Origin of the sequence: Enterobacter sp. BIDMC 30 (assembly GCF_000534355.1) — a bacterium.
GTDB classification, from domain to species: Bacteria; Pseudomonadota; Gammaproteobacteria; order Enterobacterales; family Enterobacteriaceae; genus Enterobacter; species Enterobacter ludwigii.
Window position 1 is genome coordinate 1,140,699 of sequence record NZ_KI973169.1, and the last position, 17,717, is coordinate 1,158,415.

Annotated in this window: 17 protein-coding genes; 8 read left to right on the forward strand and 9 right to left on the reverse strand. The window is 54.4% G+C overall.

Annotation, left to right across the window (positions count from 1 at the left end; genetic code table 11):
• Positions 1-46 precede the first annotated feature (46 nt).
• Positions 47-1,465: a glycoside hydrolase family 1 protein gene (locus tag L466_RS16770; RefSeq protein WP_032680343.1), complete on the forward strand. Its 1,419-nt coding sequence runs from the start codon at positions 47-49 to the stop codon at positions 1,463-1,465.
• Positions 1,462-2,628, forward strand: a complete 1,167-nt coding sequence (manA, locus tag L466_RS16765; protein WP_032680345.1) for a mannose-6-phosphate isomerase, class I — start codon at positions 1,462-1,464, stop codon at positions 2,626-2,628. Before L466_RS16770 ends, manA begins: the two co-directional genes overlap by 4 nt.
• A 77-nt stretch (positions 2,629-2,705) precedes the next feature.
• Here manA and L466_RS16760 read toward each other — a convergent pair whose 3' ends face one another.
• The 5 genes from L466_RS16760 to L466_RS16740 all read right to left on the reverse strand — a co-directional run bounded on the left by L466_RS16760 (position 2,706) and on the right by L466_RS16740 (position 9,216).
• Entirely contained in the window at positions 2,706-3,776 is a 1,071-nt protein-coding gene (locus tag L466_RS16760) for an ABC transporter ATP-binding protein (protein ID WP_020883751.1), read from the reverse strand.
• Positions 3,769-5,538 (reverse strand): ABC transporter permease, encoded by a 1,770-nt coding sequence (locus tag L466_RS16755; RefSeq protein WP_020883752.1) that lies wholly within the window; start codon positions 5,536-5,538, stop codon positions 3,769-3,771. The genes L466_RS16760 and L466_RS16755 overlap by 8 nt, the downstream gene beginning before the upstream one ends.
• A 78-nt stretch (positions 5,539-5,616) precedes the next feature.
• Entirely contained in the window at positions 5,617-6,705 is a 1,089-nt protein-coding gene (locus tag L466_RS16750; RefSeq protein WP_020883753.1) for an ABC transporter substrate-binding protein, read from the reverse strand.
• A 168-nt stretch (positions 6,706-6,873) separates the two neighbouring features.
• Positions 6,874-7,575, reverse strand: a complete 702-nt coding sequence (locus L466_RS16745; RefSeq protein ID WP_032680346.1) for a response regulator — start codon at positions 7,573-7,575, stop codon at positions 6,874-6,876.
• A gap of 3 nt (positions 7,576-7,578) precedes the next feature.
• Positions 7,579-9,216 carry an ATP-binding protein gene (locus L466_RS16740; protein WP_032680348.1) on the reverse strand — a complete coding sequence of 546 codons (1,638 nt, stop codon included), beginning with the start codon at positions 9,214-9,216 and terminating at the stop codon, positions 7,579-7,581.
• A gap of 178 nt (positions 9,217-9,394) precedes the next feature.
• On the opposite strand from L466_RS16740, the gene yjdI reads away from it, so the two are divergent.
• Both yjdI and L466_RS16730 read left to right on the forward strand, forming a co-directional pair.
• Entirely contained in the window at positions 9,395-9,625 is a 231-nt protein-coding gene (yjdI, locus tag L466_RS16735) for a 4Fe-4S mono-cluster protein YjdI (RefSeq protein WP_032680349.1), read from the forward strand.
• A gap of 10 nt (positions 9,626-9,635) precedes the next feature.
• A complete protein-coding gene (locus L466_RS16730) occupies positions 9,636-9,908 on the forward strand; it encodes a GNAT family N-acetyltransferase (protein ID WP_014171484.1) in 273 nt (90 codons plus the stop codon).
• 28 nt (positions 9,909-9,936) lie between these two features.
• On the opposite strand, the gene L466_RS16725 is transcribed toward L466_RS16730, so the two are convergent.
• Complete coding sequence (locus L466_RS16725) at positions 9,937-10,548, reverse strand: LysE family translocator (RefSeq protein WP_032680350.1); 612 nt, start codon at positions 10,546-10,548, stop codon at positions 9,937-9,939.
• A gap of 116 nt (positions 10,549-10,664) precedes the next feature.
• Between L466_RS16725 and L466_RS16720 the strand changes: the two genes are divergently transcribed.
• The gene (locus L466_RS16720) at positions 10,665-11,138 is read left to right on the forward strand and encodes an Lrp/AsnC family transcriptional regulator (protein ID WP_032681947.1); all 474 of its coding nucleotides are present in this window, start codon (positions 10,665-10,667) and stop codon (positions 11,136-11,138) included.
• 32 nt (positions 11,139-11,170) lie between these two features.
• Here L466_RS16720 and L466_RS16715 read toward each other — a convergent pair whose 3' ends face one another.
• Positions 11,171-12,400: an amino acid permease gene (locus tag L466_RS16715; RefSeq protein WP_032678908.1), complete on the reverse strand. Its 1,230-nt coding sequence runs from the start codon at positions 12,398-12,400 to the stop codon at positions 11,171-11,173.
• A 118-nt stretch (positions 12,401-12,518) separates the two neighbouring features.
• Entirely contained in the window at positions 12,519-12,980 is a 462-nt protein-coding gene (locus L466_RS16710; protein WP_014171480.1) for a multidrug/biocide efflux PACE transporter, read from the reverse strand.
• Between the two features lie 103 nt (positions 12,981-13,083).
• Here L466_RS16710 and L466_RS16705 point away from each other — a divergent pair, with 103 nt between their 5' ends.
• The 3 genes from L466_RS16705 (at position 13,084) to L466_RS16695 (ending at position 16,223) form a co-directional block, all read left to right on the forward strand.
• Positions 13,084-13,950, forward strand: a complete 867-nt coding sequence (locus L466_RS16705; protein WP_032680351.1) for a LysR family transcriptional regulator — start codon at positions 13,084-13,086, stop codon at positions 13,948-13,950.
• Between the two features lie 93 nt (positions 13,951-14,043).
• A complete protein-coding gene (locus L466_RS16700) occupies positions 14,044-15,222 on the forward strand; it encodes an acetyl-CoA C-acetyltransferase (protein ID WP_032680352.1) in 1,179 nt (392 codons plus the stop codon).
• A gap of 317 nt (positions 15,223-15,539) precedes the next feature.
• The gene (locus L466_RS16695; protein WP_032680354.1) at positions 15,540-16,223 is read left to right on the forward strand and encodes a porin; all 684 of its coding nucleotides are present in this window, start codon (positions 15,540-15,542) and stop codon (positions 16,221-16,223) included.
• 152 nt (positions 16,224-16,375) lie between these two features.
• Here the strand turns inward: L466_RS16695 and L466_RS16690 are convergent, their stop codons facing one another.
• Complete coding sequence (locus tag L466_RS16690) at positions 16,376-17,551, reverse strand: oligogalacturonate lyase family protein (protein WP_020883760.1); 1,176 nt, start codon at positions 17,549-17,551, stop codon at positions 16,376-16,378.
• Positions 17,552-17,717 lie beyond the last annotated feature (166 nt).

Here is a 17,717-nt window from a genome sequence, read left to right on the forward strand (position 1 = left end):
TGGCTGCCCTGTTCGGGGCAGCCTTTTTTTTCATTCAGGAGGCGTTATGAACCGGTATCAATTCCCGGAAGGTTTTTTTTGGGGCGCAGCGGCATCAGGTCCGCAGACGGAAGGCATAGCCAATAAGCCGCACCGTTCTGTCTGGGACAGCTGGTTTGCCGAACAACCGGAGCGTTTTTTTCAGCAGATTGGTCCGCAGCACGTTTGTGAAACCTACAGTAAATATAAAGAAGACGTAGCCCTGATGAAGCAAACGGGGTTTAACTCGTTTCGAACCTCTATTCAGTGGTCGCGTCTGATCGATGATTTCAAAACCGGACAGCCAAACCGCGACGCCGTCCGCTTCTATAATGATTACTTCGATGAAATGATTGCCAACGGCATCGAGCCCATCATCAATCTTTACCATTTTGATATGCCCGAGGCGCTGCAAAAAGCATATGGCGGATTTGAGTCATCCTACGTAACCGAGCTTTTTGCCCGCTTCGCCCGCACCGCGTTCGAGCTGTTTGGCCATAAGGTGAAATACTGGATAACCTTTAATGAGCCGATCGTACCGGTGGAAGGCGGTTATTTATATGACTTCCATTATCCGTGTAAAAAAGATGGCAAACTGGCGGCTCAGGTCGCCTTTAATATTATGCTGGCGCACGCCAGGGCGGTGAATGTCTACCGTGAAATGGGCTTGCCGGGTGAGATTGGTGTCGTGCTCAACCTCACGCCTTCTTATACCCGCAGCGACAGCGAGGCCGATAAAAAAGCGGCCTGGTATGCCGACCTGCTGTTTAACCGCAGCTTCCTCGACCCGCTGGTTAAACATGAATTCCCCAAAGAACTGTGCGAAATCTTAACCGCAAACGGCTGCTTACCAGAGGTTTCACGGCAGGATGTGGAGACGATCCTGCAGTCGAGAATTGATTTTCTGGGGGTGAATTATTATGTGCCGAGAAGGGTGAAAGCGCGGGAAAGCGTTTACGCGCTCGATTACTTCACGCCGGAAGTCTATTTCGAAAATTACGTCGATCCTCAGGGACGGTTTAACCCTTATCGCGACAATAACGAGATCCACCCGGAAGCTATCTATGACATTGCCTGCAATATTCGCGATAACTACGGCAACATCAAATGGTATCTGGCGGAAATTGGCATCGCGATGGATCTGCAGTCCGAAGGGCCGGTGCAGGCCGATGGCGTGATAGATGACACCTTCCGTATCGCTCTGATGGAGGAGCATCTGGCTCAGCTGCATCGTGGTATCGCTGACGGCGCCAACTGTTTTGGTGTTCATCAGTGGACCTTCATTGATAACTGGTCCTGGATCAACAGCTTCAAGCGGCGATATGGCTTCTGGCGTCTGGATTTAGCCAGCGGGGAGCGACAAATCAAACGTAACGCATTGTGGTTTGCGCAGCTGGCGGCTGAAAATGGCTTCACCCCTGGCGAATGTGAACAGGATACGCAATGAGTCAGCCTTTTTACCGGATGCGTAACGGCATCAAAAATTACGCCTGGGGCAGTCGCGTAGCGCTTAATCATCTTTTTGGCCTGCTCAACCCTGACGATCAACCCCAGGCCGAGGTCTGGATGGGAAGCCACCCCGCAGGCTGCTCAGAGATTGAAACCGATACGGGGTTACGCTCTTTACAGGATCTTATTTCACAGAGGCCGGCAGAGATGTTGGGCGCGTGCGCGGGAGAAACTGCGGGGCAGTTGCCTTACCTGCTGAAGTTGCTGTCAGCGGAGCGCGCACTGTCGCTGCAGGTACATCCCAATAAGCGCCAGGCAGAAGACGGGTTCGCCCGTCAGGGCAACCTGCCCGGAGAGGATTACACCGATGCGAACCATAAGCCCGAGCTGGTTTTTGCCCTGACGCCTTTTATGGCCATGAACGGCTTCCGGCCGTATCAGGAGATTGCTAATCACTTTTTGCGTCTGGATGCCCCGGCCCTGACGTCCGCGCTGTCGCTGTTTCGCAACAACCTGCATGCTGAAGGGCTTAAGGCCTTTTTTACGCGTCTGATGGCGCTTGAGCCGGCGGAAAAAGAGGGCGTGCTGACGTGTCTGGAAGCGCGACTTGCATGCGGGGTGTTTGCTCCGGTAGCGCCCTTTATCGAACGGCTACTGCGAGATTACCTGGGGGACATCGGGGCTCTGGCCCCGCTGTATCTGCACTGCATTACGCTTGCGCCGGGTGAGGCGATGTTCCTGCGCGACGGTACGCTACATGCCTATGTGAACGGTACGGCGGTAGAGGTCATGGCCAGTTCTGACAACGTGCTGCGTGCGGGCTTAACCCCCAAGAACATCAACGTGGCAGAATTGGTGCGCTGTACGGTGTTTGACGAAACCCCAGCCGACCGCCTCAGGATGCATCCGCAGCGGGAAGAGGGGATGCAGCAATACCCGATCCCGGTAACGGATTTTCGCTTTAGCGTCATTGAACATTGCGAGCAGCAAAGCATCCGGACAGACCGTGCGCAAATTCTGCTGGTGCTGAAGGGGAGTGCCACGCTCAGCCACGCCGAGGGTGCCACCATGACGTTGAACGCCGGTCAGTCTGCGTTCATCCCGGCGGTCACAACCTTATGGACGTTGACTCAGCGCGGGCAGTCTTGCCTGGTAAGCTGATGACGTAAGGCTTTCACTGCCGTGTGCAGGCAGTATGTCGGGCATAAAAAAGGCTGCTTATCGCAGCCTTTTTACATTTAGTTTTTCGGGAAGATCCATACGTGCTTTTCAGGCAGCGAAAGGTGGCAGTGCAGCGGGTCCCGGGCCTCGTGACCATAGGCGCGAATGACAAAATCATCCCCCGGCGTGCGGAACAGGTATTCCCAACGGTCACCGAGATACATGCTGGTCAGTAACGGGAGCGCCAGCTGGTTTTCCCCCGGCCCCTCAACCACCGCCACGCGCTCGACGCGGATCACCGCGGTGGCGTCTTCACCGCTTCGTACCCCTTCACCGGCCTGGCCCCACAGCACCCAGCCTTTGCCTTCGATACGCGCTTTACCGTCGCGTACTTCCGTTACCTTGCCGTGCAGGCGATTATTGCTGCCCATAAACTCAGCGGTAAACAGCGTTTTCGGCGAGCCGTACATCTCCTGCGGTGTGCCCTGTTGCTCGATTTTACCGTTGTTAAGCAGCAGGATACGGTCGGAAATCGACATCGCCTCATTCTGGTCGTGCGTTACCATCAATGCGGATAAGCCCAGCTTGATAATCAGCTCACGCAGGAATACGCGAGCCTCTTCACGCAGCTTAGCGTCGAGGTTAGAGAGCGGTTCATCCAGTAAAATGACCGGCGGGTTGTAGACCAGCGCCCGGCCAATTGCCACGCGCTGCTGTTGTCCACCGGAGAGTTGGTGCGGGTGGCGTTTGCCCAGATGGCCCAGCCCGAGCTGGTCCAGCACGTCCTGTACGCGCTGCTGGATCTCTTTGGCCGGAACCTTGCGCAGCTTGAGCGGATAGGCCACGTTTTCAAAAACGGTTTTGTGCGGCCACAGCGCATACGACTGAAACACCAGGCCCAGGTTACGCTCTTCCGCCGGGATCTCACTGCGCGGCGTGCCGTCATAGACTTTGTTTTTGCCAATGATAATCGAGCCCTGAGTCGGTTTTTCCAGGCCCGCCACCGCACGCAGCAGGGTGGTTTTCCCGCTGCCGGATGGCCCCAGCAGGGAAACCACTTCGCCGCGGTTGAGGTTCATGGAGACCCCTTTTAAAACAGGATTGTCGCCGTAGGTCAGGTGCAGATCGTTAACCGCTAATTCAATCATGTATTTTCACTCCGAAACGAAGGGCAATGCCCAGACCTACCACCACCAGCAGGATGTTAATAAAAGAGAGCGCCGCCACAATATCAATGGCTCCCGCGGCCCAGAGGGATACCAGCATCGAGCCGATGGTTTCCGTGCCGGGTGAAAGCAGGTATACACCCGTTGAATATTCGCGTTCAAAAATCAGGAACATCAGCAGCCACGAACCGATAAGACCGTAGCGGGAGAGCGGGATCGTGACATGGCGGGTGATCTGGCCACGCGTAGCCCCCGTACTGCGGGCGGCCTCTTCAAGCTCCGGCGCGACCTGCAGCAGGGTGGACGAGATGAGTCTCAGCCCGTACGCCATCCAGACCACCGTATAGGCCAGCCAGACGCTGAAAATGGTGCTGCGCAGCGAACGTAGCCAGACAATCAGGTTTTCACGCATCCAGTCGCTCCAGGCGAACCCGGAAAGCCAGCCCGATTTCAGCGAGTTATCCAGCCACATGGGCAGGAACAGGAACACCCAGAGAAAGGCCAGACCCGCGAGCAGGCCAGGCACGGCGCGCGGCACCAGGACGCTGTAATCCAGGAAACGCGTGGTATTGTCCGGTTTGCGGTGCATGGCGATACCGACAAACAGGTAGCACGCCACGGCCAGCGCGCCGCCAATGACCCCAATGGACATGGAGTTGACGATGGCGCGCAGCAGGTTCGGCTGCGCCCATATCGTGCGAAAAGTACTGAGGGAAAGCTCGTCCCACAGCGAAACGCCCACGCCCCAGTTTGAGATAAACGCGCGCAATACCACGCCGAGCAGGGGAACGCCGATCGTGACGGTAAGCCAGAAGGCGACCACCGCGCCCGCCACCCAGCGCCATTTACCCAGAGGTAAGGCCCGGGCCTGGGATGCTTTGCCTTTCATGGTCACGAAACGGTTGGCGGTGCGCATCAGGCGACGCTGCAGCATGACCAGCGGAATGGTGATACAGATAAGCACCACCGCAACCGCCGCCATCAGGTGGTAGGAAGGGGTACCAAGCTTGTTGGTCAGCTGGTACAGGTAGGTTGCCAGCACCATGTTGCCCTCCGGATCGCCGAGGACCAGCATCAGACCAAACACTTCAAGACCGAGGAAGAACAGCAGAACGATGGCGTACAAAATGGACGGGCGCACCATCGGCAGGCTGACCGAGGTCATCACCTGTAACGGCGACGCGCCCGCGGTACGTGCGGCCTCTTCCACATCGGAACCGACGCTTCGCAGCGCGGACGAAATATAGAGATAGGCATGCGGAACATGCGTCAGGCCAGCAATGACCACGATGCTCGACATGTCGTAGATATTCCACGGTACGAAACCAATCAGCGCCTGCGCCCAGAGGGATAAAAAGCCCACCGGACCGGCGGCCACCACGTAGCCGAATCCCAGCACCATTGGCGACACGAAAACCGGCACGAGGATCAGCGGTTCAATCAGACGGCGGCCGGGCAGGTCGGTACGCACCATCAGAAAGGCCAGCACGCCCCCTAACGGAATGGCGATGATGACCAGCCCGAAAGCCAGAATAAAACCGCTTTTCAGCGCCTTATAGAAATCAGGGTCGGTGAAGATAAAACCAAATGATTCAAGGCTCCACTCTTTTGCCGGTGAAAAGAACGGGGCGGACAAGAAGCTCTGTATCACGATAAACGACAGCGGCGTGTAGATAACCAGGGCGGTTATCAACACGACAATACCGCGCGGCAGGCTTTGCCACTTTCTGCGTAATGTATTCATGGGGTATCCCTGGTGTTGCAGCCCAGCAAAACGAACTCAGGTAACAGGAGCGCGACGGCCCGCGTCGCGCTCAGACGCTTATTTGGCGGCGGCGGTACGCCACTGTTTGATGTACTCCAGGCGTTTTTTCGGCTGCAGATACTCCAGCAGGCTTTCATCAACCGGAATAGGTTTCAGCGCATTGCCGAGCACTTTCGTCAGGCCGTCGATATCATTTTTGCCGTCGATATCGTTACGAATGGACGGGATATCCGCCTGGCTTGCCAGAATACTTTGTCCTTTTTCAGACAGGACGTAGTCCAGCCACAGTTTCGCGGCATTGCTGTTTTGCGCCTGCTGGCTGATGAACGACACGCGTGATAACACCAGGGTGTAATCTTTTGGATAGGCGATGCCCAGCGACGGATCGTTCTTCGCGCGCGCTTCCGCGTAGGATCCGAGGATATTAAAACCGATCAGGTTTTCCCCTGATGACACCCTCTCCATCATGGTGCCGGTTGAAGACTGAACGGCTAAGCCCCCTTTGGCGATATCGGCCAGGGTTTTGAAGTAGTTAGGATCGGCCTTGTGATCCTGCACCGAGAGCATAAAGCCCAGACCCGATTTTTCGATGTCGTAGGTGGTGACTTTGCTCTTGAATTTATCCGTCTGGCTGGCAATAAGCTTAGCCAGCGCCGCATGGGAATCAGGCACGTCGCCCGCCGGGATCAGCCGTTTGTTGTAGATAAACACGACGGGCTCATAGGTGGTGCCGTAGGCTTTATCTTTCCAGACCGCCCATTTCGGCAGCTGACTTTGCTCCGGTGATTTGTACTCCATGGCGTAGTCGGTAGCGAGCTTTAGCCCGGTGTCCATGGAGGAGCTCCAGACCACATCGCCGCTACCGCCACCCGAGGCCTGTTCGCTGATAAAACGGTTGTACAGCTCGGTGCTGTTCATGTCGTTATATTCAACTTTGATGCCCGGATAGGTTTTTTCGAAGCCCTCAATCAGCGGCCCGGCAGCTTTGGTGTCGGTGGTGGAGTAGATCACCACTTTGCCCTCTTTGGTCGCGGCATCGACCATTTTTTGATAGTCAGCAGGGTAGCCCTGCGGCAAAGCAGACAGTGCGGAAGCAGAACACAGTACGGTAGCGGTAATCAGAGAAATTCGGAAAATGTTCGACATTATAGTTAACCTTTTAGTTACATTTGAGGAACTAATTGTCAACATAGCGCATAGCTCCGCGCCGACAATAGGGGGGCGCGGGTTGCGGTTCCGAAGTGTGATTGTCAGCGTCGTTTCAGCAATTAACACCATAAAATCCGCGACGCTTAGCAAACGAACGGTTACGGATTACGTTTTCTCTGCCGCTTTGCGGTAAAGCCTTCTGGGATGTCCGATATTGCCATACAGCATTTCGATGCTGATTAACCCACTTTCCACGCAGTATTCCAGATAACGGCGGCCCGTGGTTTTGCTGATCCCGACGTATTCCACCACCTCTTCCACCGACATTGTTTTTTCGGGGTGTTCCGCAAATAAACGCTTAATACGGTCCAGGGTGTGGGGTTCAATACCCTTTGTGGACGGGGTCTGCGAGGCGTCCGCGGCGGGGAGGTTAAACAGGCGATCCAGCGCATGCTGGTCGACAACCTTCACCTGCTGCACGGTGTGGATGAAACGCATAAAACGCTCCAGCGAGGCGTGCAGACGCTGGAAAAAAACGGGCTTAATCAGGTAGTCAAACGCGCCGCTGCGCATGGCATGGCTACAGGTCTGCATATCGCTGGCTGCGGTGATAAAGATCACCGAGCATTCATAGCTTTTCAGGAGCGGGTTATCGATTAACGCCACGCCTTTACCGTCCGGGAGATAATTGTCCAGCAGTATCAGCCTCGGCTGATACTGGCGTATCAGGTTACACGCCTGCTCAATCGACGCGGCAATGCCCACCACGCGCAAATGGAAATTTTGCTCGATATACTCGCGATGCAGTTCCGCCAGGTGCGGCTCATCCTCAACAATCACAACATCAAGTGCTCGGGTCGTTGTCATGCGTTAGCCCTGTCGAACGGGGAGTGGATTGGGAATAAACACAGAGAATATCGTGCCTTGAGGAGCGTTATCCGTTATCTCAATGCTGCCGCCCGCCTTGTTGATATAGCCTGCCACCAGAAACAGGCCAATACCGTGCTCTGTGCCCACAATGTCGTTCTCGCTTTCCGGCTTGCTGCTGAATCCCTGGCGAAAGAGATGCGGTTTCATCGCCTCATCCACCCCGCAACCCCGATCGGCCACCTCTATCAGCAACTCCTGGTTGCGATCGGAAATGTAAAGCTCTACAGCTGCGGGAACCGGGGCTTTCAGGGTGGCGTCAACGGCGTTATCCAGCAGGTTGCCAATTACCGACACCAGCTCCATTTCCGTGATGCTGGCAGGCATGCGGGTGAGCTGGCAGGCGGGATCAAACTGCAGTTCAACGCCCTTTTCCCGGGCGCTGACATATTTCCCTAGCAGCAATCCGCACAGGGCCGGCGAGACAAAATGGGCTGAGACGAAGTCCAGCACGCGCTGCGCCCCTTCTGACTGTGCCTGGATGTAACGGATCGCCTCGTCATAGTGTTTCATCTGCAGCAACCCCACCAGCGTGGCGGTCCAGTTCAGCTGTTCATGACGCATAATGCGCAGGTTATCCGCATAGCGTTTAATCTGGCTTAGCTGGCTGCTGAGAGTGTTGATATCATTCTTGTCGCGAAAGCTATAAACCCAACCGCTTTCAACACCAGGTTCAACCTCAATCGCCACGCGGTTAACAATCACCTCGCGCTGGTTAAGCACCGCAATCTGGTCGTGGCTGCCGCGGCTAACCGAGGTGTAGCGCTGCGATAAAAAACCGGGGGACGTTTGCAGAACGTCTTCCAGCGGTTTGCCGATAAGCGCTTTCTCACTTTGATGAATATCCAGCATCTCTCTGGCGGCACGGTTAATTAAAATCAGCTGCTTTTCTTCATTGACGGCAAATACCCCTTCATACATTGCTTCCAGCAGCGCGCGTTGCTGTAAGACCAGTTGCGCAATATCTTTTGGCTCAAGGCGGAACATCTGCTTTTTAAGGTTGCGGGTAAACAACCAGGAAAAAATAAACAGTAACAGCAACAGACCCATACCGTATAACCCGGACTGCCAGAGAATACGCGCATTGATATTCGCAATGTACGACGTCAAATAACCGACCGAGACAATCCCAATCACCTGATGCTGCGCATTAAAGATGGGTGCTTTGCTGCGCAGTGAAACCCCAATCCCACCCTTACGCACCGAAATAATCGTTTTACCTTGTAATACCTCCGCATTATCCCCGCCGATCATCGGTAAATTGATGCGTTCCGGTGATTCTGAATGATAGAGATGCTGTTCCCGGGTATCGCCAATGACAATATAACTGGCATCACTTTCGGCCCGTATAGGCTGAATTAAACGGGCGATGGCGGGGATATTTCTGGCCGCGACGTTTTCCGCCAGACCCGGCATCAACGCGATTTCGCTGGCCTGAACCCGGGCGCGCTGGCCGAGATCGTGATGCAATTGCCGGTCAATAAAATGAAACAGGATGGTTCCCAGCAGAACTAACAGCAGGCAGGAGAAGCACACCAGCGCTAAAAAAAGTTTTACCTGAAAAGAGAGTCTGCGTTTCATACGACCTGACGCGGGGAGTCTGATTAGAGCGGTCTGCGCAGACTGACATGAGGAAATGGGGGATGCAATCTGGCGAAAACAGAGTTGTGACCTGGCTTTTCGTTTTGGGGGTTATAGCTATCAGGATCGCGTAAGGCTATGCTTCATTCAGCACCCGAATAATTACAGAGGCAATGTCGTGGATAAAGCGCTACTGGATGCAGGCTACCGGGCCTATACCGGAGAGAAAATTGACGTTTACTTCAACACCGCGATCTGCAAACACTCAGGCAATTGCGTGCGCGGGAGCGCTAAGCTCTTCAACCTGAAACGTAAACCGTGGATTATACCGGATGAAGTGGACGTCGAAACGGTTATACATGTGATTGATACCTGCCCGAGCGGTGCGCTGAAGTATCGCCAAAAATAAGCGAGGAACCATGGATATTCTGGAAGGCCATAACAAGTTTTACGTCAACGATGCTGACGGTAACCAGGTTGCAGAGATTGTCTTCGTACCGACCGGTGAACATCTGAGCATTATCGAGCACACCGATGTGGATCCAAGCCTGAAAGGGCAAGGTGTGGGTAAACAGCTGGTGGCAAAAGTGGTCGCAAAGATGCGCGGTGAAAATCGAAAAATTATCCCGCTATGCCCGTTTGCCAAACATGAGTTTGATAATACGCGGGAATATGACGATATTCGGGCGTAGAAACACACCGGCGATGGCCGGTGTTTTTTTATCTGATCTGTTCAAACAGCAGCACCACCGCAATCACTACCATCATTCCCCCTGATGCTCTGCTCACCAGACGCGCGGCCTGCGGGCGGGTGGCCAGGATGGCTTTTGAACCGTATCCCACCAGCAGATAGACCAGCGTACAGGTGATGAGATGTAGCAAGCCCAGCGCGGACATCTGCATCGCAACCGACCAGCTTCCCTTCGGGTCAGTAAATTGTGGAAGCAGGGCCAGGAACAGCAAAAAAACTTTCGGGTTAAGGCCGCTGATACATAATCCCTTCACCGCCCACTGTTTCCAGTTTGCCGCCGAGGTTGTGGCGCTTTCCGGTGCGCCAGGAGCGCGTAACAGTGAGATACCAAGCCACAGCAAGTAAAGCGCTCCCGCTATCGTCAGCCCGGATAATGCCAGCGGATGTTGCGCCATCATGACGCCCACGCCCGCGACCACAATCAGTGTCGCCAGCAGATGCCCGGACATGAGGCCCATCACTGCGGGTACCACGCGCCGCCCGTGGATGCCGGCGCTAATGGCGTAAGCCCAGTCGGCGCCCGGCGTCATGATGAGCAGGAAAGACACCACCCAAAACCCAGCCACAATACTCATTTCCATCGTCTGTAAAACTCCAGAATTTCACCCGTCAACAGAGAGAAAGCATATCGGTATCCGGACGAAATGAGTTTTCAATGTTATGCTCAAAAGACGGTGAAATTGACAAAATCTTCCACATGGACAGCATCGATCGAAAAATTCTTTCGCAGTTGCAGGCGGATGGCCGTTTATCTCTTACGGAGCTGGCTGAACGGGTGAACCTGAGCCTCTCGCCGTGTCACCGGCGCGTGCGGGCACTGGAGCAGAGCGGGGCCATTACGGGATACCGGGCCAGTCTCGATCCCGCCAAAATGGGGTTTAACTTTCTGGCGATCGTGTTTGCGACGCTAAAAGAGGGCGACAGAAAGGCGGTGAGCGCCTTTGAGGAGGCGGTGGAAGAGATCCCGCAAATTGTGCTGGCGCAGCGTTTGTTTGGCGATCCTGATTATCTGATGCACGTCGTGACCCGCGACCTGCCGGCTTTTCAGAAACTCTATGATGAGAAGCTCTCTGCGATGCCCGGCGTTCAGCATCTTCGCTCAACGCTGGTCATGAAAACGGTCGTGCAGGACAGGCCGTTTCCGCTCGACATCTCAGGGCGTGACGAATAACGCGCCCGGCAGAACGCCGGGCGCAGGGGCGTTTAGCCTACAAACATCACTGACACGCACAGTACGCCAACGATCAGCGTCAGCAGGTTGCCGACAGATCGGTACGGTTTCAGGGACGGGATCAGGTACGTCGACAGCGTCGGCATGATAAACAGGATCATGGCGATAAGCGGACCGCTGATGGCATAAATCATCGAAATGGCATTCGGGTTAATGCAGCACACCGCAAAGGTGATTAACGACACCCCCATGATGGAGATCGCGCGGTTAAAGGCGCGGCTCTTTTTCACGCCCACCTGGTTCAGCGATGACTTCACAATCTCCGTCGCCCCTTCGATCACCCCAAAATAGGTGCCGAGGAACGATTTCGACATGGCGATAATCGCCACAATAATCCCGGAAATCCCCAGCCATGCCGGAGAAGAGGGCATCATCGACAGCGCCGACAGAATGGTTACCCCTTCCTGTTTTGCCGAAACGATATAGGACGGTGGAATAGAGAGCAGGCAGCTGAACACGAAGAACAGCACGCTCAGGCAGATAATCAGGTACGCCACCTTCATGATTTTCTTGCACTTGTCCATGGCGGCGTCGCCAAACTTCTCACGGCGGTCAACGGCAAACGTCGAGATAATCGGCGTATGGCTGAAAGCGAATACCATCACCGGGATCGAAATCCAGACCTGATGCAGCGTATGGCGGTCAAATGCCATCTGGCTTGTGAGCAGCGCGGGTTGCCAGCTTCCGGTCAGATAGAGCGAGACAAACAGAAAGTAGGCGATCAGCGGAAACACCAGGAAGCCCATCACTTTTATGGTGATATGCCGTCCCATCAGGAAGATCAGATTTAACACCAGCACCACGCCAAAACTGACCAGCACGCGAACGGCGGTATCCACCGTCATGTGTTTTGCCAGCTGCTCAGTTAACGAGTTGGTGATGGCCACTGCATAAATCTGCACCACCACGAAGAAGGCGATGAAATAGAGCGTGGTGATCAGGTTGCCTATCTTCCTGCCGTAATAATGGGAGACGGCGCCAGTGATCCCTTCATTGCCTTTTGTTTTCGACGACAGGATGAATTGTGCCAGCGCGCGGTGCGGCCAGTAGGTTAATGGGTAGGCCACAAGGGCAGTGATAAATAGGACGATAGCGCCTGCGGAGCCCAGCTGTATGGGCAAGAACAGCGTTCCTGCGCCCACGGCCGTGCCATAGAGAGCGAAACTCCAGAGAGTCTCATCTTTTGACCAAATTTTCGACATTAGAGCAACGTATCAACTATCAAACCAACAGAATGGAGCGCAATTTACCATAATTATGGGTTGAGAGCGCAGTTGCTTCGAAGGAGTTTGGCCGGAGCGGGCGTCCGGCCAGAGGGAATTAGCCTGCGAGGGCGCGTCGCTGCTGGCGACGTTTAAGGAATTTCTCGCGCAGCGTATCGTAAGCCCAGTTATAGAACATGGTGTACGGCAGGAAGAACAGGAAGAAACCAATTTCCAGTGTGAATGCCTGCAGCAGCGTGACGCCCAGCACCGCGGCGACTATCGACACGCCGATCACAATAAACCCGCACTCGAATCCCAGCGCATGCAGTGCGCGGATTTTTGCCGTGCGTGTGATGCGGTGAACCGGCCAGAAACGGTCGAAGCCGACGTTATAGATAATGTTCCAGAGCATGGCGGTGGTTGCCAGGATAATGGTCAACCCACCCATCTCCACCACGGAACGTTGCATAAGCCACGCCGCCGTCGGGGCGAGGATCGCCGTGGCAATCCCTTCGAAACAGACGGCATGAAAGATCCGCTCCGGCAGTTTACGTTGGAGTGCATCCTGATGTTGCATAGTTTTAGACCTCGTGAATACGCATTTTGGCGTTGATGCGGCCTATTGTTATCGCTAAAGGTGATATATTAAAGATGGTATCCATCGATAAAGTAGATAGTGCATGCGTTATTCTCCTGAAGCCCTTACCGCATTCGTTGAGACCGTCGCGGCGGGCTCTTTTTCTGCCGCCGCGCGTCGGTTACGTAAAAGCCAGTCGACCGTGAGCACATCCATCGCCAATCTTGAAGCCGATCTGGGCTTCGATCTGTTTGACCGTTCGGCCCGTCAGCCGGTGTTAACCGCCCAGGGCGAACAGGTACTGGGTTATGTGCAGGCGATCCTCGCGGCCAGCACGCGGCTTGACGAGCTGGCGGTGTCGTTAACGGCACAAACGGAGGCGCGCCTGACGTTTGTTCTTTCCGATACCCTCAACCCGGACGTCCTGGAAGACCTGATGAACCAGTTCGACCAGCGCTTTCCCCATACCGAATTTGAATGCCTGATTGGCGAGGAAGAGGACGTTATCGATCTGCTGCAGAAGTCGCGTGCGCAGGTTGGTCTCACGGAAGCGCGTGACAGTTATCCGACCGATATTGGGTTTACCCGGTTGCCGATACAGACCCGGATGGCAATCTATGTCGCGACCAACCATCCTCTGGCCGGGCAGCAAGAAATCCAGGCCGAAGAGCTGCACGGCTGGCGGGAATTGCGGCTCAGCACCTATCTGGAGCGGGAGGCAACGCTCGCACGCGGACCCGTCTGGTCGGCACCCAACTACCTGTTACTGCTGAGTATGGCCGTGCAGGGATTTGGCTGGTGCGTGCTGCCGTGCGCGCTGGTGGATGAATTTGCCGCCGCGAAATCGCTGGTGCAGCTGAATGTCCCCGGCTGGCCACGGGCGATCGGTATCGATCTGCTCTGGAATAAACGATCCCCGCCCGGCGTTGCCGGAAGCTGGCTGCGGCAGTATCTGCAGGATGCGCGCTAATCCTTGTGATTAAACTCACTATTTTTAAACAATTAAGATAATTGCCAATAACAATCCACTACTATCGTCATGTCATTTAACACAGAGGTTGTGATGAAAGATGTCGTTATAGTGGGTGCGTTGCGTACGGCTATCGGCTGTTTTCAGGGGGCGCTTTCACGCCACTCGGCTGTTGATTTGGGCAGCGTAGTGGTGAAAGCGCTGGTGGAACGCAGCGGGATTGCAGCACATGAAATTGATGAGGTGATCCTGGGACAGGTGCTGACCGCCGGTGCCGGGCAAAACCCTGCCCGTCAGGCGGCGCTCAAGGGTGGCCTGCCCAATACCGTCTCCGCTATCACCATCAACGACGTCTGTGGCTCAGGGTTAAAAGCGCTGCATCTGGCGACGCAGGCCATTCAGTGTGGTGAAGCGGATGTCGTGATTGCCGGCGGACAAGAAAATATGAGCCGGGCACCACACGTGCTGACCGACAGCCGTACCGGCGCGCAGCTGGGCAACAGCCAGTTGCTCGACAGTCTGGTGCATGACGGTCTGTGGGATGCGTTCAATGACTATCATATGGGCGTGACGGCGGAAAATCTGGCACGTGAGTATGGTATCAGCCGTGAGTTGCAGGACGCTTACGCGTTAAGCTCGCAGCAAAAAGCGCGCGCGGCGATTGATGCCGGGCGCTTTCGGGATGAAATCGTCCCGGTCAGCACGCAGCGTCAGAACGGTGAGGTTGCCGTGGTGGATACCGATGAGCAGCCGCGCACCGACGCCAGCGCTGAAGGGCTGGCGAGGCTCAATCCTGCGTTTGAAACTCAGGGCTCAGTGACGGCGGGAAACGCCTCCTCCATTAATGATGGCGCTGCGGCCGTGATGATGATGAGTGAAAGCAAAGCCCTCGAGCTGGATCTGCCCGTTCTGGCCCGCATTAAGGCATTTGCCAGCGTGGGTGTTGATCCTGCGTTAATGGGTATCGCCCCGGTTTATGCCACCCGTCGCTGCCTGGAACGCGCAGGGTGGCAACTCTCTGATGTGGATCTGATTGAAGTCAACGAGGCCTTTGCCGCACAGGCAATCTCGGTTGGCAAAATGCTGGAATGGGATCCCCTGCGGGTAAACGTGAACGGTGGGGCAATCGCACTGGGTCATCCTATCGGCGCGTCCGGTTGTCGAATTCTGGTATCGCTGGTGCATGAGATGAAAAAGCGCAATGCCCGCAAAGGCATTGCGACGCTCTGTATCGGTGGTGGACAAGGTGTCGCCCTCGCCATTGAACGCTAAAATCCCGCCCGCATAAAAGAGCCTCCCTTCAGGAGGTTTTTTTTTACATAACGTATGACGAATTAACCGTTATTAGCACATTCTCACTCTGTTATTGAATAATTACGGCCTTAATTATTATCGTTGTTAATGTCTTAGTGTGATCCCCCTCCGATAATTTCACGCTAATACACCCTGTTTGTTGATGGGTGTCACGTCCATCTTTGCCAAAAAAAATGAAACAAATAATTACGATCTTTGTCACTAAAATAATGTTCTTTAAAAAATAAACTGCAGTTTCATAAATAAGAAACATTATTTCAGTTGAGGGTTTTTTCATGTTTAAGAAATCTCTGGTCCTTACTTCCCTTATCGGTACGTCCTTCATGGCTCAGGCCGTTACCGTCGATCTGCGCCATGAATATATCGACAGTGGTGCCAATGCTGACCGTGTCTCGGTCTCACATCGCTTTGCTAACGGGGTCGGTTTTTCTGTAGAAGCTAAATGGAAATCCGGCGGTGATAAAGCCGACCAGCCGTTTGCGGATGTGGTGGGTAACGGGCATGAAGATCAAATTAGCTGGCGCTGGAAAGCGACTGATAATATTGCACTGACGCCGGCGTTTACCCTTGAAAGTAACGACAGCCGCACAATATATAAACCGAATCTGCATCTGCAATATAGTTTCGACAACGGCTTCTACGTTGCCGCGCGTTATCGTTATGAATATACCCGCTACCCGTCAAGCTCGAATAAAGATGACGACAAAGTTAACCGTGGTGATGCCTGGGTTGGCTGGGTAATGGGTGACTGGCGTACCGAACTCAATTATGTTTATGCGAAGAGTTCTGAAGGTATGGTTCGTAATAATAACAAAGATTATTCCAACGAATATAACGCCAAGCTGGCGTATAAATGGGATAAAAACTGGGCACCGTATGTTGAAGTGGGTAACATCGGCGTGAAAGACACCGATGAACGTCAGACCCGCCTTCGTTTAGGCGTGGCCTATTCTTTCTGATATCACGTTATTCCGCTGAACATTGCCGGGTAGCGCCAGTGCCTACCCGGCTTACCCATGTCTGATAAGCGCCGCCCAACGGGCAAAAGCCCACTGAAAAAAAAGCCCTCCGAAACGGAGGGCAAGGCCAGTTACAGAAACACAAACTCAAATCATGCATGCAACATTTCAGGTTGCTCAGGAAGTTTCGCGATATAGAGGGCGGGTTGACCGTCTTTATCGGAACTGAACAGCACCGCTTTCTCATCCGGAGTAAAGGAGGGATGCGGGTGGGTGACCTGGCGGCTATTTGCCACCGTTGCCCAGGAGGTGTCGTGACGGGCAATGCGGAAGTAGCTTTTTTTTGCCACGTCAAAGGCGTACAGATAAGGATCGTTATCAATGGTGTAACCGTGCGTATCCTTCACATCAACCGGCGTGCCTGAACCGTCGCCCACCAGCAGGGAGCCGTCAACGTTGCTCATCAGATGGGAACAGGCGGGCATTGGCATGACTGCGTCATTGACGCCCGTATCCGGATTGAAGCTGCAGATGGTGCGGCCCTTTTGGCCCTTCAGATAAGAGACATACACAAGGGCAGAACCGTTCGGCACCCAGAATTCATGGGTACAGCTTTCGCCTTCCGCATGCGTTTTCACTTTGCGCACGTGCGTACCATCTTCGTTGACCAGCCACATGCGGGCGTCGACCAGGTCGTGGGGCCCTTCATGGCAAAACGCCACCGTGTTGTCATCGAACGGACGATAGATAGGGTGGCCAAGCCAGTTTTTCTCTTCGTGGATTGTGGTGCTTAAACCGGTTTTCAGATCCACCCGCAGCAGTCGACAGTGCGGCCCCTTATGGAAGAAGTCGTGGAAAATTTTCCAGTCGTTGAGCGGCGTCCAGTCACGTCGGGCGATTTCTATCCCAACCAGTTTGGTGCAGTCGCTGTTGGCGACCCAGGTACCGTAACCGACCCAGTCATCGGGGACACGGTACACCTCGCGTTCTACCAGGGTATGGAGATCCACCTCCAGCAGCGTGCGGTCGTTCTTCACATAGTAGAAGGATTTATCATCCGGAGAGAGGAACCCGCCAAAGGTATTATCCCCCGCGCCTTCCGTCAGCTGTACCGCTTCGGCCTTCTGCAGATCCAGCAGGTAGTAGTTCCAGTGACCGTCAAACGCCCCAGCGAACAGCAGGTGGCTGCCATCATTAAAGAAGCACTTCTGGTAGAAGTAGTTGCGGTGACAGGTCACGTCGGGTGGGGTCAGGCGGGTGACTTCCACGCCTGTATCCGGATCGTGGCTGACCTCGTAGTTCAGCTTGACCCGCATACCTTTAGCCATAATGCACTCCTTTGAACGATAAAAGTAGATTAAAAAGTAAGTATTAAATTATCAAAACAATGTTTCATTATGTGTGACTGATGGCGCACTTTGTCTGTTTCATTGGCGAGATTAATGTCTGGCTCTCTTTATCGTGATCCGAACGCCATTTCTGGTATAAACAAAC